14 protein-coding genes are annotated in these 16,817 nt (G+C 68.3%); 8 read left to right on the top strand and 6 right to left on the bottom strand.

The window, feature by feature from the left end:
• The first annotated feature begins 45 nt into the window (after positions 1–45).
• Both FXO18_RS13560 and purM read left to right on the top strand, forming a co-directional pair.
• The gene (locus tag FXO18_RS13560; protein WP_149361642.1) at positions 46–1,029 is read left to right on the top strand and encodes an oxidoreductase; all 984 of its coding nucleotides are present in this window, start codon (positions 46–48) and stop codon (positions 1,027–1,029) included.
• A gap of 151 nt (positions 1,030–1,180) precedes the next feature.
• On the top strand, positions 1,181–2,269 hold the full coding sequence (purM, locus tag FXO18_RS13555; protein ID WP_149361641.1) for a phosphoribosylformylglycinamidine cyclo-ligase: 1,089 nt from the start codon (positions 1,181–1,183) through the stop codon (positions 2,267–2,269).
• A 370-nt stretch (positions 2,270–2,639) separates the two neighbouring features.
• Here the strand turns inward: purM and FXO18_RS13550 are convergent, their stop codons facing one another.
• From FXO18_RS13550 to ygfZ, 3 genes are all read right to left on the bottom strand, one after another.
• Entirely contained in the window at positions 2,640–2,846 is a 207-nt protein-coding gene (locus FXO18_RS13550; protein WP_149361640.1) for a DUF3073 domain-containing protein, read from the bottom strand.
• 176 nt (positions 2,847–3,022) lie between these two features.
• Positions 3,023–3,988 (bottom strand): asparaginase, encoded by a 966-nt coding sequence (locus tag FXO18_RS13545; protein WP_149361639.1) that lies wholly within the window; start codon positions 3,986–3,988, stop codon positions 3,023–3,025.
• The gene (gene ygfZ / locus FXO18_RS13540) at positions 3,985–5,133 is read right to left on the bottom strand and encodes a CAF17-like 4Fe-4S cluster assembly/insertion protein YgfZ (RefSeq protein WP_407936476.1); all 1,149 of its coding nucleotides are present in this window, start codon (positions 5,131–5,133) and stop codon (positions 3,985–3,987) included. The genes FXO18_RS13545 and ygfZ overlap by 4 nt, the downstream gene beginning before the upstream one ends.
• 43 nt (positions 5,134–5,176) lie before the next feature.
• Here ygfZ and FXO18_RS13535 point away from each other — a divergent pair, with 43 nt between their 5' ends.
• The 4 genes from FXO18_RS13535 (at position 5,177) to cydD (ending at position 10,564) form a co-directional block, all read left to right on the top strand.
• Entirely contained in the window at positions 5,177–6,031 is an 855-nt protein-coding gene (locus tag FXO18_RS13535) for an aminodeoxychorismate lyase (protein WP_149361637.1), read from the top strand.
• A gap of 204 nt (positions 6,032–6,235) precedes the next feature.
• Positions 6,236–7,741, top strand: a complete 1,506-nt coding sequence (locus FXO18_RS13530) for a cytochrome ubiquinol oxidase subunit I (protein ID WP_149361636.1) — start codon at positions 6,236–6,238, stop codon at positions 7,739–7,741.
• Between the two features lie 14 nt (positions 7,742–7,755).
• Positions 7,756–8,790 (top strand): cytochrome d ubiquinol oxidase subunit II, encoded by a 1,035-nt coding sequence (gene cydB, locus FXO18_RS13525; protein ID WP_149361635.1) that lies wholly within the window; start codon positions 7,756–7,758, stop codon positions 8,788–8,790.
• 10 nt (positions 8,791–8,800) lie between these two features.
• Positions 8,801–10,564 carry a thiol reductant ABC exporter subunit CydD gene (cydD, locus tag FXO18_RS13520; protein ID WP_149361634.1) on the top strand — a complete coding sequence of 588 codons (1,764 nt, stop codon included), beginning with the start codon at positions 8,801–8,803 and terminating at the stop codon, positions 10,562–10,564.
• On the opposite strand, the gene FXO18_RS13515 is transcribed toward cydD, so the two are convergent.
• On the bottom strand, positions 10,468–11,943 hold the full coding sequence (locus tag FXO18_RS13515; protein ID WP_149361633.1) for a peptide MFS transporter: 1,476 nt from the start codon (positions 11,941–11,943) through the stop codon (positions 10,468–10,470). The genes cydD and FXO18_RS13515 overlap by 97 nt on opposite strands.
• Before the next feature lie 51 nt (positions 11,944–11,994).
• On the opposite strand from FXO18_RS13515, the gene cydC reads away from it, so the two are divergent.
• Positions 11,995–13,662: a thiol reductant ABC exporter subunit CydC gene (gene cydC / locus FXO18_RS13510; protein ID WP_149361632.1), complete on the top strand. Its 1,668-nt coding sequence runs from the start codon at positions 11,995–11,997 to the stop codon at positions 13,660–13,662.
• On the opposite strand, the gene FXO18_RS13505 is transcribed toward cydC, so the two are convergent.
• Both FXO18_RS13505 and FXO18_RS13500 read right to left on the bottom strand, forming a co-directional pair.
• The gene (locus FXO18_RS13505) at positions 13,659–14,285 is read right to left on the bottom strand and encodes a TetR family transcriptional regulator (protein WP_149361631.1); all 627 of its coding nucleotides are present in this window, start codon (positions 14,283–14,285) and stop codon (positions 13,659–13,661) included. The two genes, cydC and FXO18_RS13505, sit on opposite strands and share 4 nt — an antisense overlap.
• 93 nt (positions 14,286–14,378) lie before the next feature.
• The gene (locus FXO18_RS13500; RefSeq protein ID WP_149361756.1) at positions 14,379–15,560 is read right to left on the bottom strand and encodes an alkane 1-monooxygenase; all 1,182 of its coding nucleotides are present in this window, start codon (positions 15,558–15,560) and stop codon (positions 14,379–14,381) included.
• 898 nt (positions 15,561–16,458) lie between these two features.
• Here FXO18_RS13500 and FXO18_RS13495 point away from each other — a divergent pair.
• Positions 16,459–16,749 carry a lactococcin 972 family bacteriocin gene (locus FXO18_RS13495; protein WP_223114745.1) on the top strand — a complete coding sequence of 97 codons (291 nt, stop codon included), beginning with the start codon at positions 16,459–16,461 and terminating at the stop codon, positions 16,747–16,749.
• The last annotated feature ends 68 nt before the right edge of the window (positions 16,750–16,817 follow it).

The raw sequence follows: 16,817 nt of genomic DNA, 5'->3' as shown, positions 1-16,817 counted from the left end.
TGGCTAAGATCAAGGATGTGGGGCACGTCACAGGGAGTAGGAACGATGGTTGCAAACCAGACACAGGCATCCCGGTCAGGAGATAGCCTCGAGCCCCTGGCCGTGGCGGAGTTCACTCCGGCCGACCTGCCCGATCTCAACGGCCGGACCATCGTCATCACTGGCGGCGACGGCGGGCTCGGCAAGGAGACCTCCAGCGCCCTTGCCCATGCAGGAGCCAGCGTCATCATCGCCTGCCGGAACCTCGACCGCGCCCGGGCCGCCCTCGACGACATCAGCGCCGCTGCCACCGCGGCGAAACCCGTCCTCGTCCACCTCGACCTCGCGGACCTCGAATCCATCCGCGCGTGCAGCGACGAGATCGCCGAGCACACCAGCTCGGTAGACGTGCTCATCAACAACGCCGGCGTGATGGCAGTGCCCTACCGCACCACCAAGGACGGCTTCGAGTCGCAGATCGGCATCAATCACCTCGGCCCCTTCGCGCTCACCGGGCACCTGCTGCCGCTGCTGCTCGCCTCGTCCGGGTCGCGCGTCGTCACCCTGTCCTCGTTGATGCACCAGCAGGCCAAGCTCGACGTCGATGATCTCGACTACCAGCGTCGCCGGTACTTCCGCATCAATGCGTACGCGCAGTCGAAGCTCGCGAACCTGCTGTTCTCGCGCGCCCTGGCAAGCCGCTTCGATAGGGCGGGCTCGAACGCGCGTTCGATCGCGGTGCATCCGGGGGCAGCCGCGACCGACCTGTTCGACCCCATCGTGCCCACGCTCGGCCTGCGCCGCATGATGCGCCAGATCGTGGCCCTGACCGCCAAGTCGGCCGAGGAGGGCGCCTACAGCACCCTGTATGCCGCGGCGATGCCTGATGCGCGCAACGATGACTACCTCGGTCCGGCCGAGTTCGGCGGAGTGCGAGGCCCCGTGCGGCGCTGCCCCCGCAGCGCCCAGGCAGCCGACACCGTGCTCGCCGAAGCCCTGTGGGAGCGGTCCGTCGAGCTCACCGGGGTCGACTACACCGCGATCTCCTGACTCGCGCCCAGGGTCGCGCACGCGTCGGCCATGCCGGGTGATGGTCGCTCGGGGCAGGCCCTCGCTGCCAGCGAGGTGTAACCGGGGCCTCGAGTCCGGTAGCGTAGCCCCGTAACGTGTGACAATCCCACGGGCGGAGCTAACGGACCCCATGATCGATGACAACACCCACGATTCCGGAGCATCCTACGCCGCGGCCGGCGTAGACATTGATGCAGGCGAGCGGGCAGTAGAACTTTTCAAGCCGCTCGCGCGGAAGGCAACCCGGCCCGAGGTCGTGGGTGGCCTCGGCGGCTTCGCAGGGCTGTTCGCGCTGCGCACCACCTACAAGGAACCCCTGCTCGCCTCGTCCACCGACGGCGTGGGCACCAAGCTCGCGATCGCGCAGGCGATGGACAAGCATGACACCGTGGGCCTCGACCTCGTCGCGATGGTCGTCGATGACCTCGTCGTGTGCGGTGCCGAGCCTTTGTTCCTCCAGGACTACATTGCTGTCGGCAAGGTCATCCCGGAAAAGGTCGCCGCGATCGTCTCCGGCATCGCCGAGGGCTGCGTGCAGGCCGGATGCGCGCTGCTCGGCGGCGAGACCGCCGAGCACCCCGGCATGATGGGCGCGTCCGACTACGATCTCTCCGCCACTGGCGTGGGCGTTGTCGAGGCGGACGCGGTGCTCACCCCGGACAAGGTGCGCCCCGGCGATGTCGCGATCGCCATGGCATCCTCCGGCCTGCACTCCAACGGCTACTCGCTGGCCCGCAAGGTGCTCCTCGACATCACCCGCATGTCGCTGGAGGCCCACGTCGAGGAATTCGGGCGGACCCTGGGCGAGGAGCTCCTCGAGCCCACCCGGATCTACGCCAAGGACTGCCTCGCGCTCGCGGCCGAGACCGATGTGCGCACCTTCTGCCACGTCACCGGTGGCGGTCTTGCCGAGAACCTGTCGCGGGTCATCCCCGCGGGCCTCGTCGTCGACCTCGACAGGGGCACCTGGAGCCCGGGAGCGGTGTTCCGGCTCATCGAGCAGCGCGGCAAGGTTGATCCCAGCGAGATGGCGCGCACCTTCAACATGGGTGTCGGCATGGTAGCCATCGTTGCCCCCGAGGACGTCGACCGGGCGCTCGCGGTGCTCACCGCACGCCACATCGACTGCTGGACCATCGGCTCCGTGCGCCGCGCGAACGACACCGAGAACGGCAGCGGCCTCCGCGCCCTGCTTCTCGGCAACCACCCGCGGTTCTAGCTAGCGGAACTGCCACCGGTTGCGAGGCGAGGCGCGCTGCTGCCGGTGCGCAGCGGCCCTCGTCCTGCTTACCTGCCTGGACGCAGCTGCCACCCATGGTCGCTAGCGGCCACCTTTGCGGGGGACCTGCCACGGAAGCAACCGTGGTCGCTGGGGTCTAGTCGTGGCGGCTGCGCGTGAAGGGTGGCAGATTCGGGCGGCGATGCCCGGCGGGGGAAGCTCGCCTGGCGATACCCGGCGATCATCGGGCCAAACCATAGAAGCAGCGCGAGAAACCGATCGCCAACCAGCAACCGTTGTGACATGAAAAGGTGGGGCACTCTCGAGTGCCCCACCTTAACGATTTTTCAACTGCGGGAAGCTTGGCTGCTCAGCGGCCCCAGCTCTGATAATCGTCGTCGACCCAGCGCGAGTAATCCGGCTCGTACGGATCATCAGCGTTCCGACCGTCGCGATGTCCTTGCGACGGCGACCCGGACAGCTCCTTTTGAAGCTGATCGAAGTCGGTGTTCGGAGAGCTGTACTTCAATGCCCGTGCAACCTTGGTCTGCTTCGCCTTTGCCCGGCCGCGGCCCATGGCTGACCCCCTCGCGCGATGTCGGGGTGGCCTGGGGATTTGGCGACCCCGTTCGTGTCTGATGATTCTTCCTGGCACACACTCTACCGCGAGATGCGAATTTATGCCGCAACGACGTAGTCAACAATCCTGCGCCATGCGTTCGTCACCTCGCAGCAGTGGGTGAAACTACCAGTTCAGCGCGCTACAGGTAAAACCCTGGAGCGGATTTCGCCCACGGTGTGACCTCCGCCAAGGACGGGGGAGTCGGGCAGATCCGCGGCTTGGGCGACCTCGAGAAGCTCAAGGACCGCTCGCACGAGGGGCAGGCGGGCGCGCTCGTGACCGTCGGAGATCTTGAACGCGAACGATCTGCCATCGGGAAGGGCTCCGGCGAAGACCCCATCGGCGCCGGACTTGCATAGCATGCCGGGTATCGCCCGCATGATGATCGCATCGGGCGCCCCGGTGCCCGAGAGAAGCTCGGGATGCGCGCGGGCCGCTGCGGCCACGGCATGCTCGTGGCTGCCACTGGGCGCGGTGACGAGCCGGGCGAAAGCACGGGCGAGCCCGTCGAGGGGCACCGGAATGATGGGCAGGCCGCAGCCGTCGATCCCGAGCGGTGCATCCGCGGCGCCGGTGAGGTCGCGGACCGTGCTGGCGATCTCCTCCTGCAAGGGATGATCGGCCTGCAGGTAGGTGCCGAGCGGCCAGTCGTTGCGCTGGCAGGTAGCGAGCATCGCCGCGTGCTTGCCGGAGCAGTTCATGCAGAGCCGCCGCGGTCCGAGTCCGTTCACGAGCATCTTCGCGCGCGCCTGCTCGTCCAAGGGCAGGTCGGGCGGGCATCCCAGCTGCTCCTCGTGCAGGCCGGCCGCATCGAGCATGCGCTCGATGATGGCGAGGTGCTGGGGCTCGGCGTAGTGCGAGGCGGAGGCAAGAGCCAGCTCCTCGCTCGATGCGGTCTGGTAGCCGGCACGGAGCAGCCCCACGGATTGCAGGGGCTTGTTGGTGGAGCGGGGAAAGAGGGGGGAGCGGGCGTCGCCGAGCTCGAGGATGCTCTCCCCGTCGGGGCCGAGCGCGATGAGCGCGCCATAGTGGGTGCATTCGGTGAAGCCGGAGCGCACTACGTCGACGAGCGGCACGAACCGCGCTGTGGTGCTCATCGGCCACGCAGCCGGTCCACGGCAGCCCGCCCGGGCTGTACCTCCTCGTAGCGGGGGAAGGTATCGGGGTCTATGGAGGCGGCGATGGTGTCCTTGCCGGCATGGAGCGTCGTGTCGACGGGCACGGACCGCTTGAGCAGCGCGAGCGCGAGCACTCCGTCCTCGTGGTGATCCACGACGGTGCCGATGCGGCCGACCGTGCGCCCCTCCGCGAGCACCGGGTCGCCGGTCGCGGGGCGCTCGTCGGCGGAGCCATCGAGGTGCAGGAGCACGAGGTGCCGGGGCGGGCGTCCCAGGTTGTGCACGCGCGAGACGGTCTCCTGGCCCCGGTAGCAACCCTTGTAGAGGTGCACGGCGCCATGCTCGGCGGTGCTGCCGACCCAGCGGGCCTCGTGCGGGATGGTGCGCTCGTCGGTGTCGATGCCCACGCGGGGGCGCATCGCGGGGACGCGCAGCGCCTCGAAGGTCCAGCTGCCCGCCGGCCGTGCGCCGCCGGTGGTGAGCGTGGTCCACCAGGATCGCAATGACTCGCGGGGCACGATCAGGTCCCAGCGCTGTCCCTCGACGGGCCAGGGGAGGGGGCGGGCGATGCCCCCGCCGGGCAGTGCTGCGGCGCGGTCCGGTGCCGGGATCGCGTCGATGCTGGCGACGCCGGGGCCGAGGAGGGTGAGCACGCCCATGTCGGCCTCGTGGACTTCGACCTTGGACCAGAACACCATCTTGGTGAGGTGGCCGAGCAGCTCGGCCGTGCGCTCGCGCTCGGTGTCGAGCCACAGGGTGCCATCGAGATCGGTGGCGATGAAGTGGTGCTCGATGCGTCCATTGACGTCGAGCAGGAGGGATTCGGTGGTCTCACCGTCGGCGAGGCTGGTGAAGTCCTGGCTGGCGAGGGAGTGGAGCCAGGTGAGGCGATCTGGCCCGGTGATCGTGATCACTCCCCGGTGCGAGCGGTCGATGACGGCGATGCCATCGCGGGCTGGCCGCTGCTCGGTCAGGGGATCCCCATAATGCCAGGCCACGCCGTGGTCGGGCGAGTCCTCGGGGGCGGGTATCGCCCCAGGCAGGGCCAGTAGCGGACTTGTATAGCCCGGGGCCGCTGCAGGGGTCGGTGGGCGCTGTGGATCTGTTGCATCGTTTACGGCCACGTCATCGATCCTACGGCCCGAGCGGCTAATACGCTTCATGGCTATGGCTGAGCAGGTTCTGGTGACTCTCGATTGCGAGCTGCGCGATGCGGACGAGCCGTTCCTCCACGCGGATGATCTCGCCGCGCTGCGTGGTGATGGTGTGTTCGAGACGCTGCTGGTCCGGCATGGCCGGGCGTGCAACCTGGACGCGCATCTCGCGCGCCTCGCGCGGTCCTCGCGGGCGCTCGGGCTGCCGGTGGTCGATGCGGGTGATTGGCGTGATGCGATCAGCATGGCGGTGCGTGTGTGGGGCGATCGGCGCGAGGGCGCGCTGCGCCTGGTGTACTCGCGGGGCCGGGAGCATGCGGGAAGCGCTACCACGGGCTATGTGCTCATCAGTCCGCTGGGCCAGCGGATGCTCAAGGCGCGAGCCGGTGGCGTGGGCGTGCTGACGCTGGAGCGGGGGTATGCCAGCGACTTGCAGGAGCACGCGCCCTGGCTGCTGCTCGGCGCGAAGACGCTCTCGTACGCGATGAACATGGCGGCGATCCGGTACGCCGTGGACAACGGCGCGGAGGATGCGATCTTCGTCAGCTCCGATGGCTACATCCTGGAGGGGCCGAGCGCGGCGGTGGTGCTGCTGCGGGGCACGACGCTGGTGACGCCACCGGCCTCGCTGGGGATCCTGCCGAGCACGACGCAGCAGGCAGTGTTCGACATCGCGGAGGAGCATGGCTTCGGCACCGCGGTCGAGCCGATCACGGTGGTGGACCTGCTGAACGCGGATGGCGCGTGGATGATGTCGAGCGTCACGCTGAGCGCGCGGATCACGAGCGTCAACGGTCTTCGCATGCCCGAGCCGCCGGTGGCGGGGGACGTGGCGCGCCTGGTGGATCGCGCGGTGGAGCGGGACTAGCGGTCTCGGGCGGCCGAGCGGGAAGGCTAGACGGCTGTTGATGCTGTGACCAAGGTCTACTACATCGAGTAGTTCTTACTACGGAAAGTAGTAGTACCGTGGGGATTGCTGACCGTGTAATGCCCGCCGCAGAATCCAGCGGCGTCGTATCGTCAGCACAACAGCCGCTCGGTGGGGCAGCGCCGCCCCGGTTTGGAGAAGCTCGTGTTCGGCCTCGACTTCCTCGACACCGTGGACATCTCGCGATGGCAGTTCGGCATCACGACGGTCTACCATTTCATCTTCGTGCCGCTGACCATCGGCCTCGCGCCGCTCGTGGCCTTCATGCAGACCATGTGGGTCATCACCAAGAAGGACCACTGGTACCGGCTCACCAAGTTCTTCGGCAAGCTCTTCCTCATCAACTTCGCCCTCGGCGTCGTCACTGGCATCGTGCAGGAGTTCCAGTTCGGCATGAACTGGTCCGAGTACTCCCGCTTCATCGGTGACGTCTTCGGCGCGCCGCTCGCGCTCGAGGGCCTTGCCGCGTTCTTCATCGAATCCACGTTCCTCGGCCTATGGATCTTCGGCTGGGGACGGCTGCACAAGCTCGTCCACCTCGCGACGATCTGGCTCGTGGCCATCGGCGTAAACATGTCCGCCTACTTCATCATCGTCGCCAACTCCTTCATGCAGCACCCGGTGGGGGCCACGATCAACCCCGAGAACGGCCGGGCAGAGCTGACCAGCATCTGGGCGCTGCTCACCAACAGCACCGCCCTCGCCGCGTTCCCCCACACGATCGCCGGATCATTCCTCACCGCTGGCACGTTCGTCGCCGGCATCGGCGGCTGGTGGATGGTGCGCCGCATGAAGCAGGCCCGCGACGCCAGCCCCGAGATGGCCGCGGAGCTTCGCGAGGAGGCCCGCGTCATGTGGCGGCCCGTCACCCGCGTCGCGCTCCTGGTAATGATCGCCTCCGGCGTCGCCCTCGGCGTCACCGGTGACATCCAGGCCAAGCTGATGTTCGAGCAGCAACCCATGAAGATGGCCTCGGCCGAGGCACTGTGCCACACCGAGCAGCCCGCAGCGTTCTCCATCCTCACCGTCGGCGACCACAACGATTGCGAGAGCGTTCGTCACTGGATCACCATCCCCGCGCTCACCTCGTTCCTTGCCACCAACGACTTCAGCGCCGAGCTGCCGGGCGTCACCGAGCTGCAGGCCGAGTACGAGGAGCGCTTCGGCCCCGGCAACTATCGCCCGAACCTGTTCGTCACCTACTGGTCGTTCCGCATGATGATCGGCCTCGCCGCCGGCTCCGCCATCCTCGCGGCCGCCGGGCTGTGGGCCACCCGCCGCGGGCGCGTCCCCGACCAGGACTGGTACGCCAAGCTCTCGCTGATCGCCATCCCCACCCCGTTCCTCGCCAACAGCGCGGGCTGGGTGTTCACCGAGATGGGCCGCCAGCCGTGGGTCGTCGCGCCCAACCTCAACGGCGTCGACCAGATCCGCCTCACCGTGGACCAGGCCGTCTCCGGGCACCCCCCGGCGCTCGTGCTGTTCTCGCTGCTCACGTTCACCGCCGTCTACGGGGCGCTCGCGCTCGTCTGGTTCACCCTCATGCGGCGCTACGTCGTGGAAGGACCGCTCGAGCATGACCGCCACCCCCACCACGAAGACGACCACGACGAGGACGACGGCGTGAAGCCGCTGTCGTTCGCCTACTAGGACGGACCGCCACGATGGAACTCACGACGCTCTGGTTCATCCTCATCGCCTTCCTGTTCACCGGCTACTTCGTGCTCGAGGGCTTCGACTTCGGCGTGGGCATGCTCATGCCCGTCCTTGGCCGCAACAGCCGCATGAACGCCGACAAGCGCCGCCGCACCGTCCTCAACACCATCGGGCCCGTGTGGGACGGCAACGAGGTATGGCTCATCACCGCCGGCGGTGCCATGTTCGCCGCGTTCCCCGACTGGTACGCGACCCTGTTCTCCGGCTTCTACCTGCCGCTGCTGCTGATCCTGCTCGCGCTGATCTTCCGCGCGGTGGCCATCGAGTTCCGCGGCAAGATCGACGACGACCGCTGGCGCGCCCGCTGCGATGCCGGGATCATCCTCGGCTCGTGGATCCCGGCGGTGCTGTGGGGCGTGGCGTTCGCGACGATCCTCTCTGGCACCCCCATCAACGAGGACAAGCAGATCGTGGGCGTGTGGGAGGCCATCCTCACCCCCTACGCCCTGCTCGGTGGGCTCGCCACCACGCTGCTGTTCCTCCTGCATGGGGCAGTGTTCATCTCGCTGAAGACCGGCGGGGAGGTCCGGGCCGACGCGGTGCGCCTCGCCGCCCTCCTTGCCCCGGCCACCCTCGTCGTCGCCGGTGGCTTCGCGGTGTGGACGCAGCTCGCCTACGGCTCGTCGCTGTCCCTGGTGTTCGTGGCGCTCGCCGCGGCCGGACTCGTCGCGGCAGTCGTGCTGACCGCCCGCGAGCGCGAGGGCTGGGCGTTCGTCGCCACGTTCCTCGCAGTGCTGTCGGCCACCGGGATGCTCTTCGCCGCACTGTTCCCCAACGTGATGCCCTCGACGATCGACCCCGCGTTCAGCCTCACCGTCGAGTCCGCGGCCTCATCGTCCTACACCTTGACCGTGATGACCTGGGCGGCCGCGTTCCTCGCCCCGGTGGTGATGATCTACCAGGGCTGGACCTACTGGGTGTTCCGCCAGCGCATCAGCGTCGAGCAGATCCCCGACTCGATCGGGCTCAAGGCCACTCGGTGAGCGGGCCGCGGTGAAGCCCTTCGATCCGCGCCTGTGGCGGCTCTCCCGGCCGGTGCGCCCCTACCTGGTGCTCACCGTGATCACCGGTGCGATCACCACCGCGACGATCCTGGCCACCGCGATCCTGCTCGCCCGCATCCTCGCCGGGGCCGCCCACGATCCCGGGCTGCGCGCCCTCGATCCCTGGACCACCGAGCTCATCGCGCTCGCCGTGATCGCCGCGATCCGGGCCGCGGCAGCCTGGGCACAGGCCCGCCACGCGCAGCGCAGCGCCGCCGCAGTGGTCTCCGGCCTCAAGTCCGATGTGCTCGACGCCGTCGCGGAACTCCCGCCGCGGCGGCGCGCGGAAACGCGCGACGAGGCCGCGCTGCTGGTCACCCGTGGCCTCGACGGGCTGATTCCGTACCTCTCGGGCTACCTGCCCACGCTGGTGCTCGCGGTGCTGGTGCCCCCGGCGGTGCTCGTCACCATTGCGCTGCATGACCTCACCGCGGCCATCATCATCGCGGTGACCCTGCCGCTGGTGCCGCTGTTCATGATCCTCATCGGGCTGCTCACCAGGAACCGCGCCCGCAACAAGCTGCGCGCGATGACCGCGCTGCAAGCACAGCTGCTTGATCTGATCGCGGGCCTGCCAACGCTGCGCGCCCACCGCCGCGAGGCCGGGCAGGCCGAGCTAGTGCAGGAGCTCGGCGAGAATCATCGCACCGCGACGATGGGATCGCTGCGGATCGCGTTCCTCTCCTCGATGGTGCTCGAGGCGCTCGCCACGTTGTGCGTCGCACTCGTCGCCGTCAGCGTCGGGCTCCGGCTCGTCTTCGGGAACATGGAGCTCGACGATGCGCTCGTCGCGCTGATCCTCGCCGCCGAGGCATACCTGCCGCTACGGATGGTGGGCAGCCAGTTCCATGCCGCCGAGGACGGGGCCGAGGCCGCCCAGCGCGCCCTCGCCATCCTTGACCGTGAGCATCACGCTGGCCGGGAGGCGCACGAGGTGGTCGCGGCGCCGTTCACCATCACCGCGCGCGGGCTGTCGATGCGAGCACGGGATGGCCATGCCCCAGCGAACCTCGATGCAGTGTTCCAGCCCGGTGCGGTGACGGTGCTGGCAGGGCCGAACGGATCCGGCAAGTCGACGGCGCTGCACGCCGTCCTCGGGCTCGCCAGCCCCGACGAGGGAACAGTGGCGATCAACGGTATTGCTGTCTCCCGCCTCGGCCTCGACCAGTGGTGGAGCAACGTTGCATGGGTGCCGCAGCGCCCCGTGCTCGTTCCCGGGACCGTCCGCGACAACCTCGAGCTCGCTGGCCCGCTGCCGCCCGAGGCGCTCGCGCGTGGCATCGAGGAAGCAGGATTCGCCGACGTGCTCGCCGAGCTACCCAACGGTATCGACACCCTGCTGGGCAGCGGTGGCACGGGCCTGTCGGTGGGGCAGCGCCAGCGGCTCGCCCTCGCCCGGGCGCTCGCGCGGCAGGCCACGGTGCTGCTGCTCGACGAGCCCACCGCCCACCTCGACGCGCGCGCCGCGCGCCGGGTGCTCGATGCGGTGCGGCGGCGCGCTCACCAGGGAGGAGCGACGGTCGTCCTCATCGCCCACGATCCCAGCGTGCTCGCCGCCGCCGACCGCGTCATCGAGGTGCGCGCATCAACCGGCGATTGCCCGGCAGGAGCTACTCCTCAGAGCACGCCCACCGACGCGCGACGGATCCACGGCACAAGCGCCAGCGTCACCAGTCCCACCACGATCGATACCAGGCCCAGTGACAGGAAGTAGGGGGCCTCGCGCGCGGGGTCGTAGAACCGGGCCAGCGTGCCCGCCAGCGCGGAGCCCATCGCCACCGACAGGAAGTACAGCGCCATCATCTGCGACCGGAACCGCGACGGCGCCAGACGAGTGGTCAACGACAGCCCGACGGGGGAGAGGAGCAGCTCCGCGATGGTGAACACCAGCAGGATGCCGATCAGCGCCAGCAACGGCGCGCTGCCCGGCCCGCCCCCGGCGAGCGGCAGGAACAGCAGGAACGCCACGCCCATCAGCACCGTGCCCGCGCCGAGCTTCCACGGCGAGGACGGGCCCCGCTCGCCCAGCCGCGTCCACGCATACGCGAACACGCCGGCGAGCAGCACGATGAACACCGGATTGATCGACTGCACCCACGCCGCCGGGAACGTCCACCCCAGCACCTCGCGGTCCAGCCGCTTGTCCGCGAACGTCGCGACCACCGTGAACTGCTGCTGGAACAACGCCCAGAACGCCACGTTGGCGAGGAACAACGGGATGAACGCGCGCACCCGGCTGCGCTCCTCGCCGGTGACCTTCGGGCTGCGCAGGATCACCACGAAGTACGCGACCGCCGCGACTGCCACGACCGTCACGACCGCGGTGGAGAGGTTCTCCAGCGTGAGGATGCCTGTGAATCCCGCGAGCGCCACCAGCGCTACCGCGCCGAGCAGCGCGGCCACGATGCGCGGCGCGCTTCCTGCGGGGGCGGGATCGCACACCGTTGCCGCGCTCACCGGCAGCCAATCGCGCGTGCGCCAGTACACGGCCAGGCCGATGGCCATGCCGAACGCCGCGACGGAGAAGCCCGCATGAAAGCCCCACGCGGACTGGGTCAGCCCGGTGAGCAGCGGACCGACCAGCGCGCCGAGGTTCACGCCCAGGTAGAAGATCGAGAAACCAGCATCGCGGCGCGGATCGGTGCGCGCGTACAGCTCGCCCACGATCACCGATGCGTTGGCCTTGAGCCCGCCGCTGCCCACCGCCACGAGCACCAGGCCGACCGCGAGGCCCACGAGGCCCGGCAGCACCGCCAGGGAGATGTGCCCGGCCATGATGAGCAGGGCGCTGAGGAACAGGGTGCGCTCGGCACCGAGGATGCGGTCCGCGACCCACGCGCCGAGGATCGTCGACAGGTACACGAAACCGCCGTAGGCACCGACGATGGACGTGGCGGCGGCGAAACTGATGGCCAGCCCGCCGTCGGCGACGCTGTAGTACAAGTAGTACAGCAGGATGGCCTGCATGCCGTAGAAGGAGAAGCGTTCCCACAGCTCGATGGTGAACACCGTGGCCAGGCCCCGGGGATGCCCGAGGAACGAGGTGGAGCCGGCAGCGGGATCGCCGGTGCCGGGCGTCGCGTAAGTGGTCATGGAGGGAAACGATGGCACGCGAATGTTGCGGCCGGGAAAAATAGGACACCTATGTATCCAGCGTCACGCGAGCGACCCACCTGGTACGACCTCCGCCGCGGCCTCGCGCTCCTCGATATCCCCCGAGACCGCACCCTCCTCGCGATCCTCGCCGCCACCATCACCCTTGGCTCCGCCCTCGCCCTCGCCGCCGTCTCCGCCTGGCTCATCATGCGGGCGTTCGCGATGCCGCCGGTCCTCGACCTCACTGTTGCCGTCGTCGCCGTCCGCGCCCTAGGCATCAGCCGCGGCGTCTTCCGCTACCTCGACCGCCTCGCCACCCACGACATCGCCCTGCACGGCACCGTCGCCGCCCGCACCACCCTCTACCGGCGCCTCGCCACCGGCAACCCCCGCGCCGCCCTCGCCGCCCGCCGCGGACAACTCCTCGCCCGCACCGGCGAGGACATCGACACCCTGGGCGAGACCGTCGTCCGCGTCCTCATTCCCGTCGCCGTGGCACTGCTCCTCGCGCTCATCGCCGTCGGCGGGCTCGCCCTCATCTCGCCGCTCGCCGCCGCCATCCTCGCCCTCGCGCTGCTCCTCTCCGGAGCAGTGGCCCCCGCCCTCGCCGCGCGCGCCGCCACCATCCGCGAGCATGCCGCCGACACCCATCGCGGCGAGCACCGCGACGCCACCATGACCGTCCTCGACCACGCCGCCGAGCTGCGCGTCACCGGGCAGCTCCGGCCCGCCCTCGACCGCGCCGCCGACGCGTTGCGCCGCACCGACGCGAGCATCGACCGCAGCGCCACCACCACCGCACTTGCCAGCGCCGCGACACCGCTCGCTATCGCCGCGAGCGTCATCGGCTCGCTGCTCATCGGCCTCGAGCTCTACGGCAACGGTGAGATTGCCCTGACCTCGCTCGGCATCCTCGTGCTGCTGCCGCTCGCCGCGTTCGAGGCCACCAGCGCCCTGCCCGACGCCGCGATCCATGCCCTGCGTGCCCGCAACGCCTCCCACCGGCTGCTCGGACTGCTCGACGATGCCGGAACGGGCGAGGCTTTCTCGAGCGCCCCGGCAGTTTCCCGTGGCGCGGCTGTCTCGGGTGTGGTGGATGGCGGCCTTGAGCTGCGTGGCCTCCAGCACGGCTGGTCCACCTCGCTCGCCCCGCCCCTCGACGCCACCTGGCCCACCGGTAGCCGGATCCTCGTCACCGGGCCGAGTGGCACCGGCAAGACCACCCTCCTGCTCACCCTCGCCGGGCTCATCCCACCCGTCTCTGGCACCGTGGAGACGCCTGGTGCTGACGTGCGCGACGGCGCATTGTTCCTCGCCGAGGACGCGCACATCTTCGCCACCACCGTGCGCGACAACCTCCTCCTCGCCCGCGGCGACGCCACCGATGCGGACCTCCTCGCGGCCTGCGAAGCAGTCGGGCTCGGAGAGTGGCTCGCCACCCTCCCCGACGGCCTCGGCACCATCCTCGAAGGCGGGGAGGAAGCACTCTCCGGCGGGCAGCGCAGGCGGCTCATTCTCGCCCGCGCCGTGCTCTCGCCCGCACCGATCCTGCTGCTCGACGAGCCCACCGAGCACCTCGACGCCGTAAGCGCCGTCCGACTGCTCGATGCGCTGCTCGACCGTGGCAGTGGGTTGATCGATGCGCGACGCACCGTCATCGTTGCCAGCCACCTCGCGCCGACCGTCGAGCCGGATCAGTGGGTGCGGCTGGGCTAGCTGGCTAGGGCCTGCTCGAGGAACGGGCGCACCAGGGCAATGATGGTGTCGGCAGTGTCCTCGATGCTGCGCCCCGGCAGCACGCTGTAGCTGAGCAGCAGGCGGATGATCGTATCGGCGAGCACGCGCCGGTCGGGCTCCGCGATCTCGGGTAGCCACTCCGAGGAGAGCTCCACCATGCGCGCGGCGGCTCGCTCGAGCAACCGGTCCCCGTGGACGGTCAGCAACGGAAGCAGGCTCGCGGCCGAGGAATCCTCGGTCAGGATCGCCTTGACGATCGGATTGTCCGACAGCGCCTCGAGCACCAGCACCAGCATCCCGCGAACGGTGCCCACGGGATCATCCGTGCGGTGGGCGGGACCGGGGAGCGCCCCGCGGATGACGCCGGTGAGCCGATCGACCTCCCGGTCCAGGTAGGCGCTCGCGAGCTGCTCGCGGGTGCCGAACACCCGGTACAGCGTCGGCTTGCTCACGCCCGAGGCCTGCGCGATTGCCTCCATGCGGGTTCGTGCCCAGCCACCGGCGCGGATCAGCCGATCAGCGGAATCGAGCACTACATCGACCAGGAGCTCGCGCGCCTGCTCCGGGTAGGGGCGGGGCGCATCATCGGACGTGTTCGGCACCCCTCTGTTCTACACGGGTGGCGGGGCGTTCAACGGCGGCGGTGCCCGCTCCAGAGGTGGTGCAGGCGCCGCTAGTGGTGCTCGTGCCAGTGGTCAGGCGTGCGCCTTGTGCTTCGCGATGCGCGCGAGGACCTTCTCCCGCTTCGGCGGATGGATGTTCATCAGGGACGGATCGTTGCCGTAGAAATCGAACACGCGCTTGTCCATGACGTGGCGCCACAGCGGCGGGAACAGCGCGAGCGTCATGACGGTGCCGTAGCCGCTTGGCAGCTGTGGCGCGTCCTCCATGTGCTGCAGTGCCTGGTACTCCCGGGTGGGATTCGCGTGGTGGTCCGAGTGACGCTGCAGTTGCAGCAGCATCAGGTTGCTCGGCATGGCGCACGAGTTCCAGCTGTGGCGCGGCGCGCAGCGCTCGTAGCGGCCCGACGCGGTTTTCTGCCGCAGCAGGCCATAGTGCTCGAGATAGTTCACCGACTCGAATATCAGGATGCTCACCCCTGCCGAGATCACGATGAACGGGATGAGGGCAGGCCCCAGCAGCGCGATCATGGCGCCCCAGAGCACGACGCTCATCGCCCAGGCGTTGAGCACGTCGTTGTGCACGCTCAGCACCCGATCGCCACGGCGGCGCAGCCGGGTAGCCTCCAGGTTCCAGGCGGAGCGAATGCCACCGATGGCTGTGCGGGGCAGGAACGTCCAGAAGGACTCCCCGACCCGCGACGAGGCGGGATCCTCGGGCGTAGCGACGCGAACGTGATGTCCCCGGTTGTGCTCGACGTAGAAGTGCCCGTAGCAGCACGGCGCCAGAGCGATCCGGGCGATCCAGCGGTTGACGGTTTCCTTCTTGTGGCCGAGCTCATGGGCAGCGTTGATAGCCAGCGCGGTGAGGTAGCCCACCGACCAGCTCAGGCCGAGGTAGCCCACCCAGGAGATGTCCTGCTGCGTGACGATCCATGCGGCCAGGAACGTCGCCGTGTACTGCAGCGGGATCAGCATGTAGATGATTGCCCGGTAGTAGCGATCGTTCTCCAGCCACCCCACCAGCTCCGGCGGGGGATTCTCGGGATCCTTGCGCACCCAGGTGTCGGCCAGCGGCATCAGGACGTGGAACACGATGGGGCCGATGAACCAGAAGACCTCCCAGCCGGTCAGCTCGACCAGGCCCCAGGCGACAAAGATGAGCAGCGGCAGCAGCGCGCTGATGATGAACAAGTAGCGCTTGCGATCCCGCCAGGTAATGCCCAGGTCGGCGGGAGTGGGATGGGTGACGCTCATGGTGATCCTCTCCGTGCGCACCGCGGTGTGCAGCACATCACACCTTGAGTTTGACATAGATCCATCATGTGTCAACAGATGAAACGAAAAAGCTCACGCCGTTAACTCGTGAGTGGCGGTGACGCGGGGCGTAACGATCGGGCGGCGGCGGGCGGGGGCTGGACATGACCCACAGCCCCTCGAAAAAACACTTGCCGACCCCCCAGTGCCGGGAGTAAACAAGGAAGTACACGAGAGAGGAGGTGGTCCAGAGTTGATTGGCTATAGGACACGTGAGGTGGCTGCCCGCTAGCAGCCGCGCCAGGGACCGCCCTGTCGCGCGAGCGGCGAGCGAATCCACAGCAGCAACCCAGCCCCCGGGACCGCCAGCACGTCCAGCTGGCACCGCGCCCCCGCCTTGTGAGCGCGCACGGTCGCGGGGGCTGTTGCGTGGGCGACCGCGGCCGAGAATCTGCGAGCGAAAGTCAACAGATTGCGCCCTGAAACCGGACATCTGTTGACTTTCATTCGCAGATTCGGGCCAGCCGAGCGCACTGGGAACCAATATCTGATCGCGTCGCATTAGTGCACACAGCTTGTTCCCGGACCTGCTCGAGCCACTATGCATGTTTCAGCACGCATAGATGTCTTGCATGTGAATTGCAATGGACAGAAAATGAAACACCATTGTCGTGGTAAAAGCTACTCGGTAATCCTAGTCACGTCGATTTGTCACTTTGGTGCCATCCTCGGGGCCGGAGCGTGCGCCGATCGCTGGTGGCCATCCGAAGGCGCGCTCGAAAGTGGCGCTGACATGCCATTTCGGGCAGATGATCCTGCTGATAGTCGCGTTGCCAGCTTGGTCGTCGGCTGAAATGCTGAGCTTGCTCGAAGGTCGAGCGGAATGCAGGAGGAAGCCATGAAACTCGCGAAGGCGGCAATCACGGCGGGGCTGATCGCTGTTGCGTCAGCAGGTACGGCAAATGCGGCCATCATGTACGTCGATGGCGGAAAATGGTATGTCGGCTACAGCACATCTAGTGTGTGGTCCAATTACTGGCACCCGGATGTCAATCATGGTAGCAGCGTGGTTAATACGGAGACTGGTTTCAAAATTTGGTCGGGCTGCGTAGCGCCTGGCGATACGTCGTACGCATCTCAAGTCCAGGATCCTGAAGTGCTTCAGGAGGGCTACTACAAGTTCTGCTGAGCTGCTAAGGCCAGGAACTGTGGCAACGGGGCGCGCCCAGGCACTGGGCGCGCCCCTGGCAGACAAGG

Source organism: Lolliginicoccus suaedae (genome assembly GCF_008312885.1).
Lineage (GTDB): Bacteria > Actinomycetota > Actinomycetes > Mycobacteriales > Mycobacteriaceae > Lolliginicoccus > Lolliginicoccus suaedae.
This window is presented reverse-complemented; position numbering and strand designations above follow the sequence as displayed.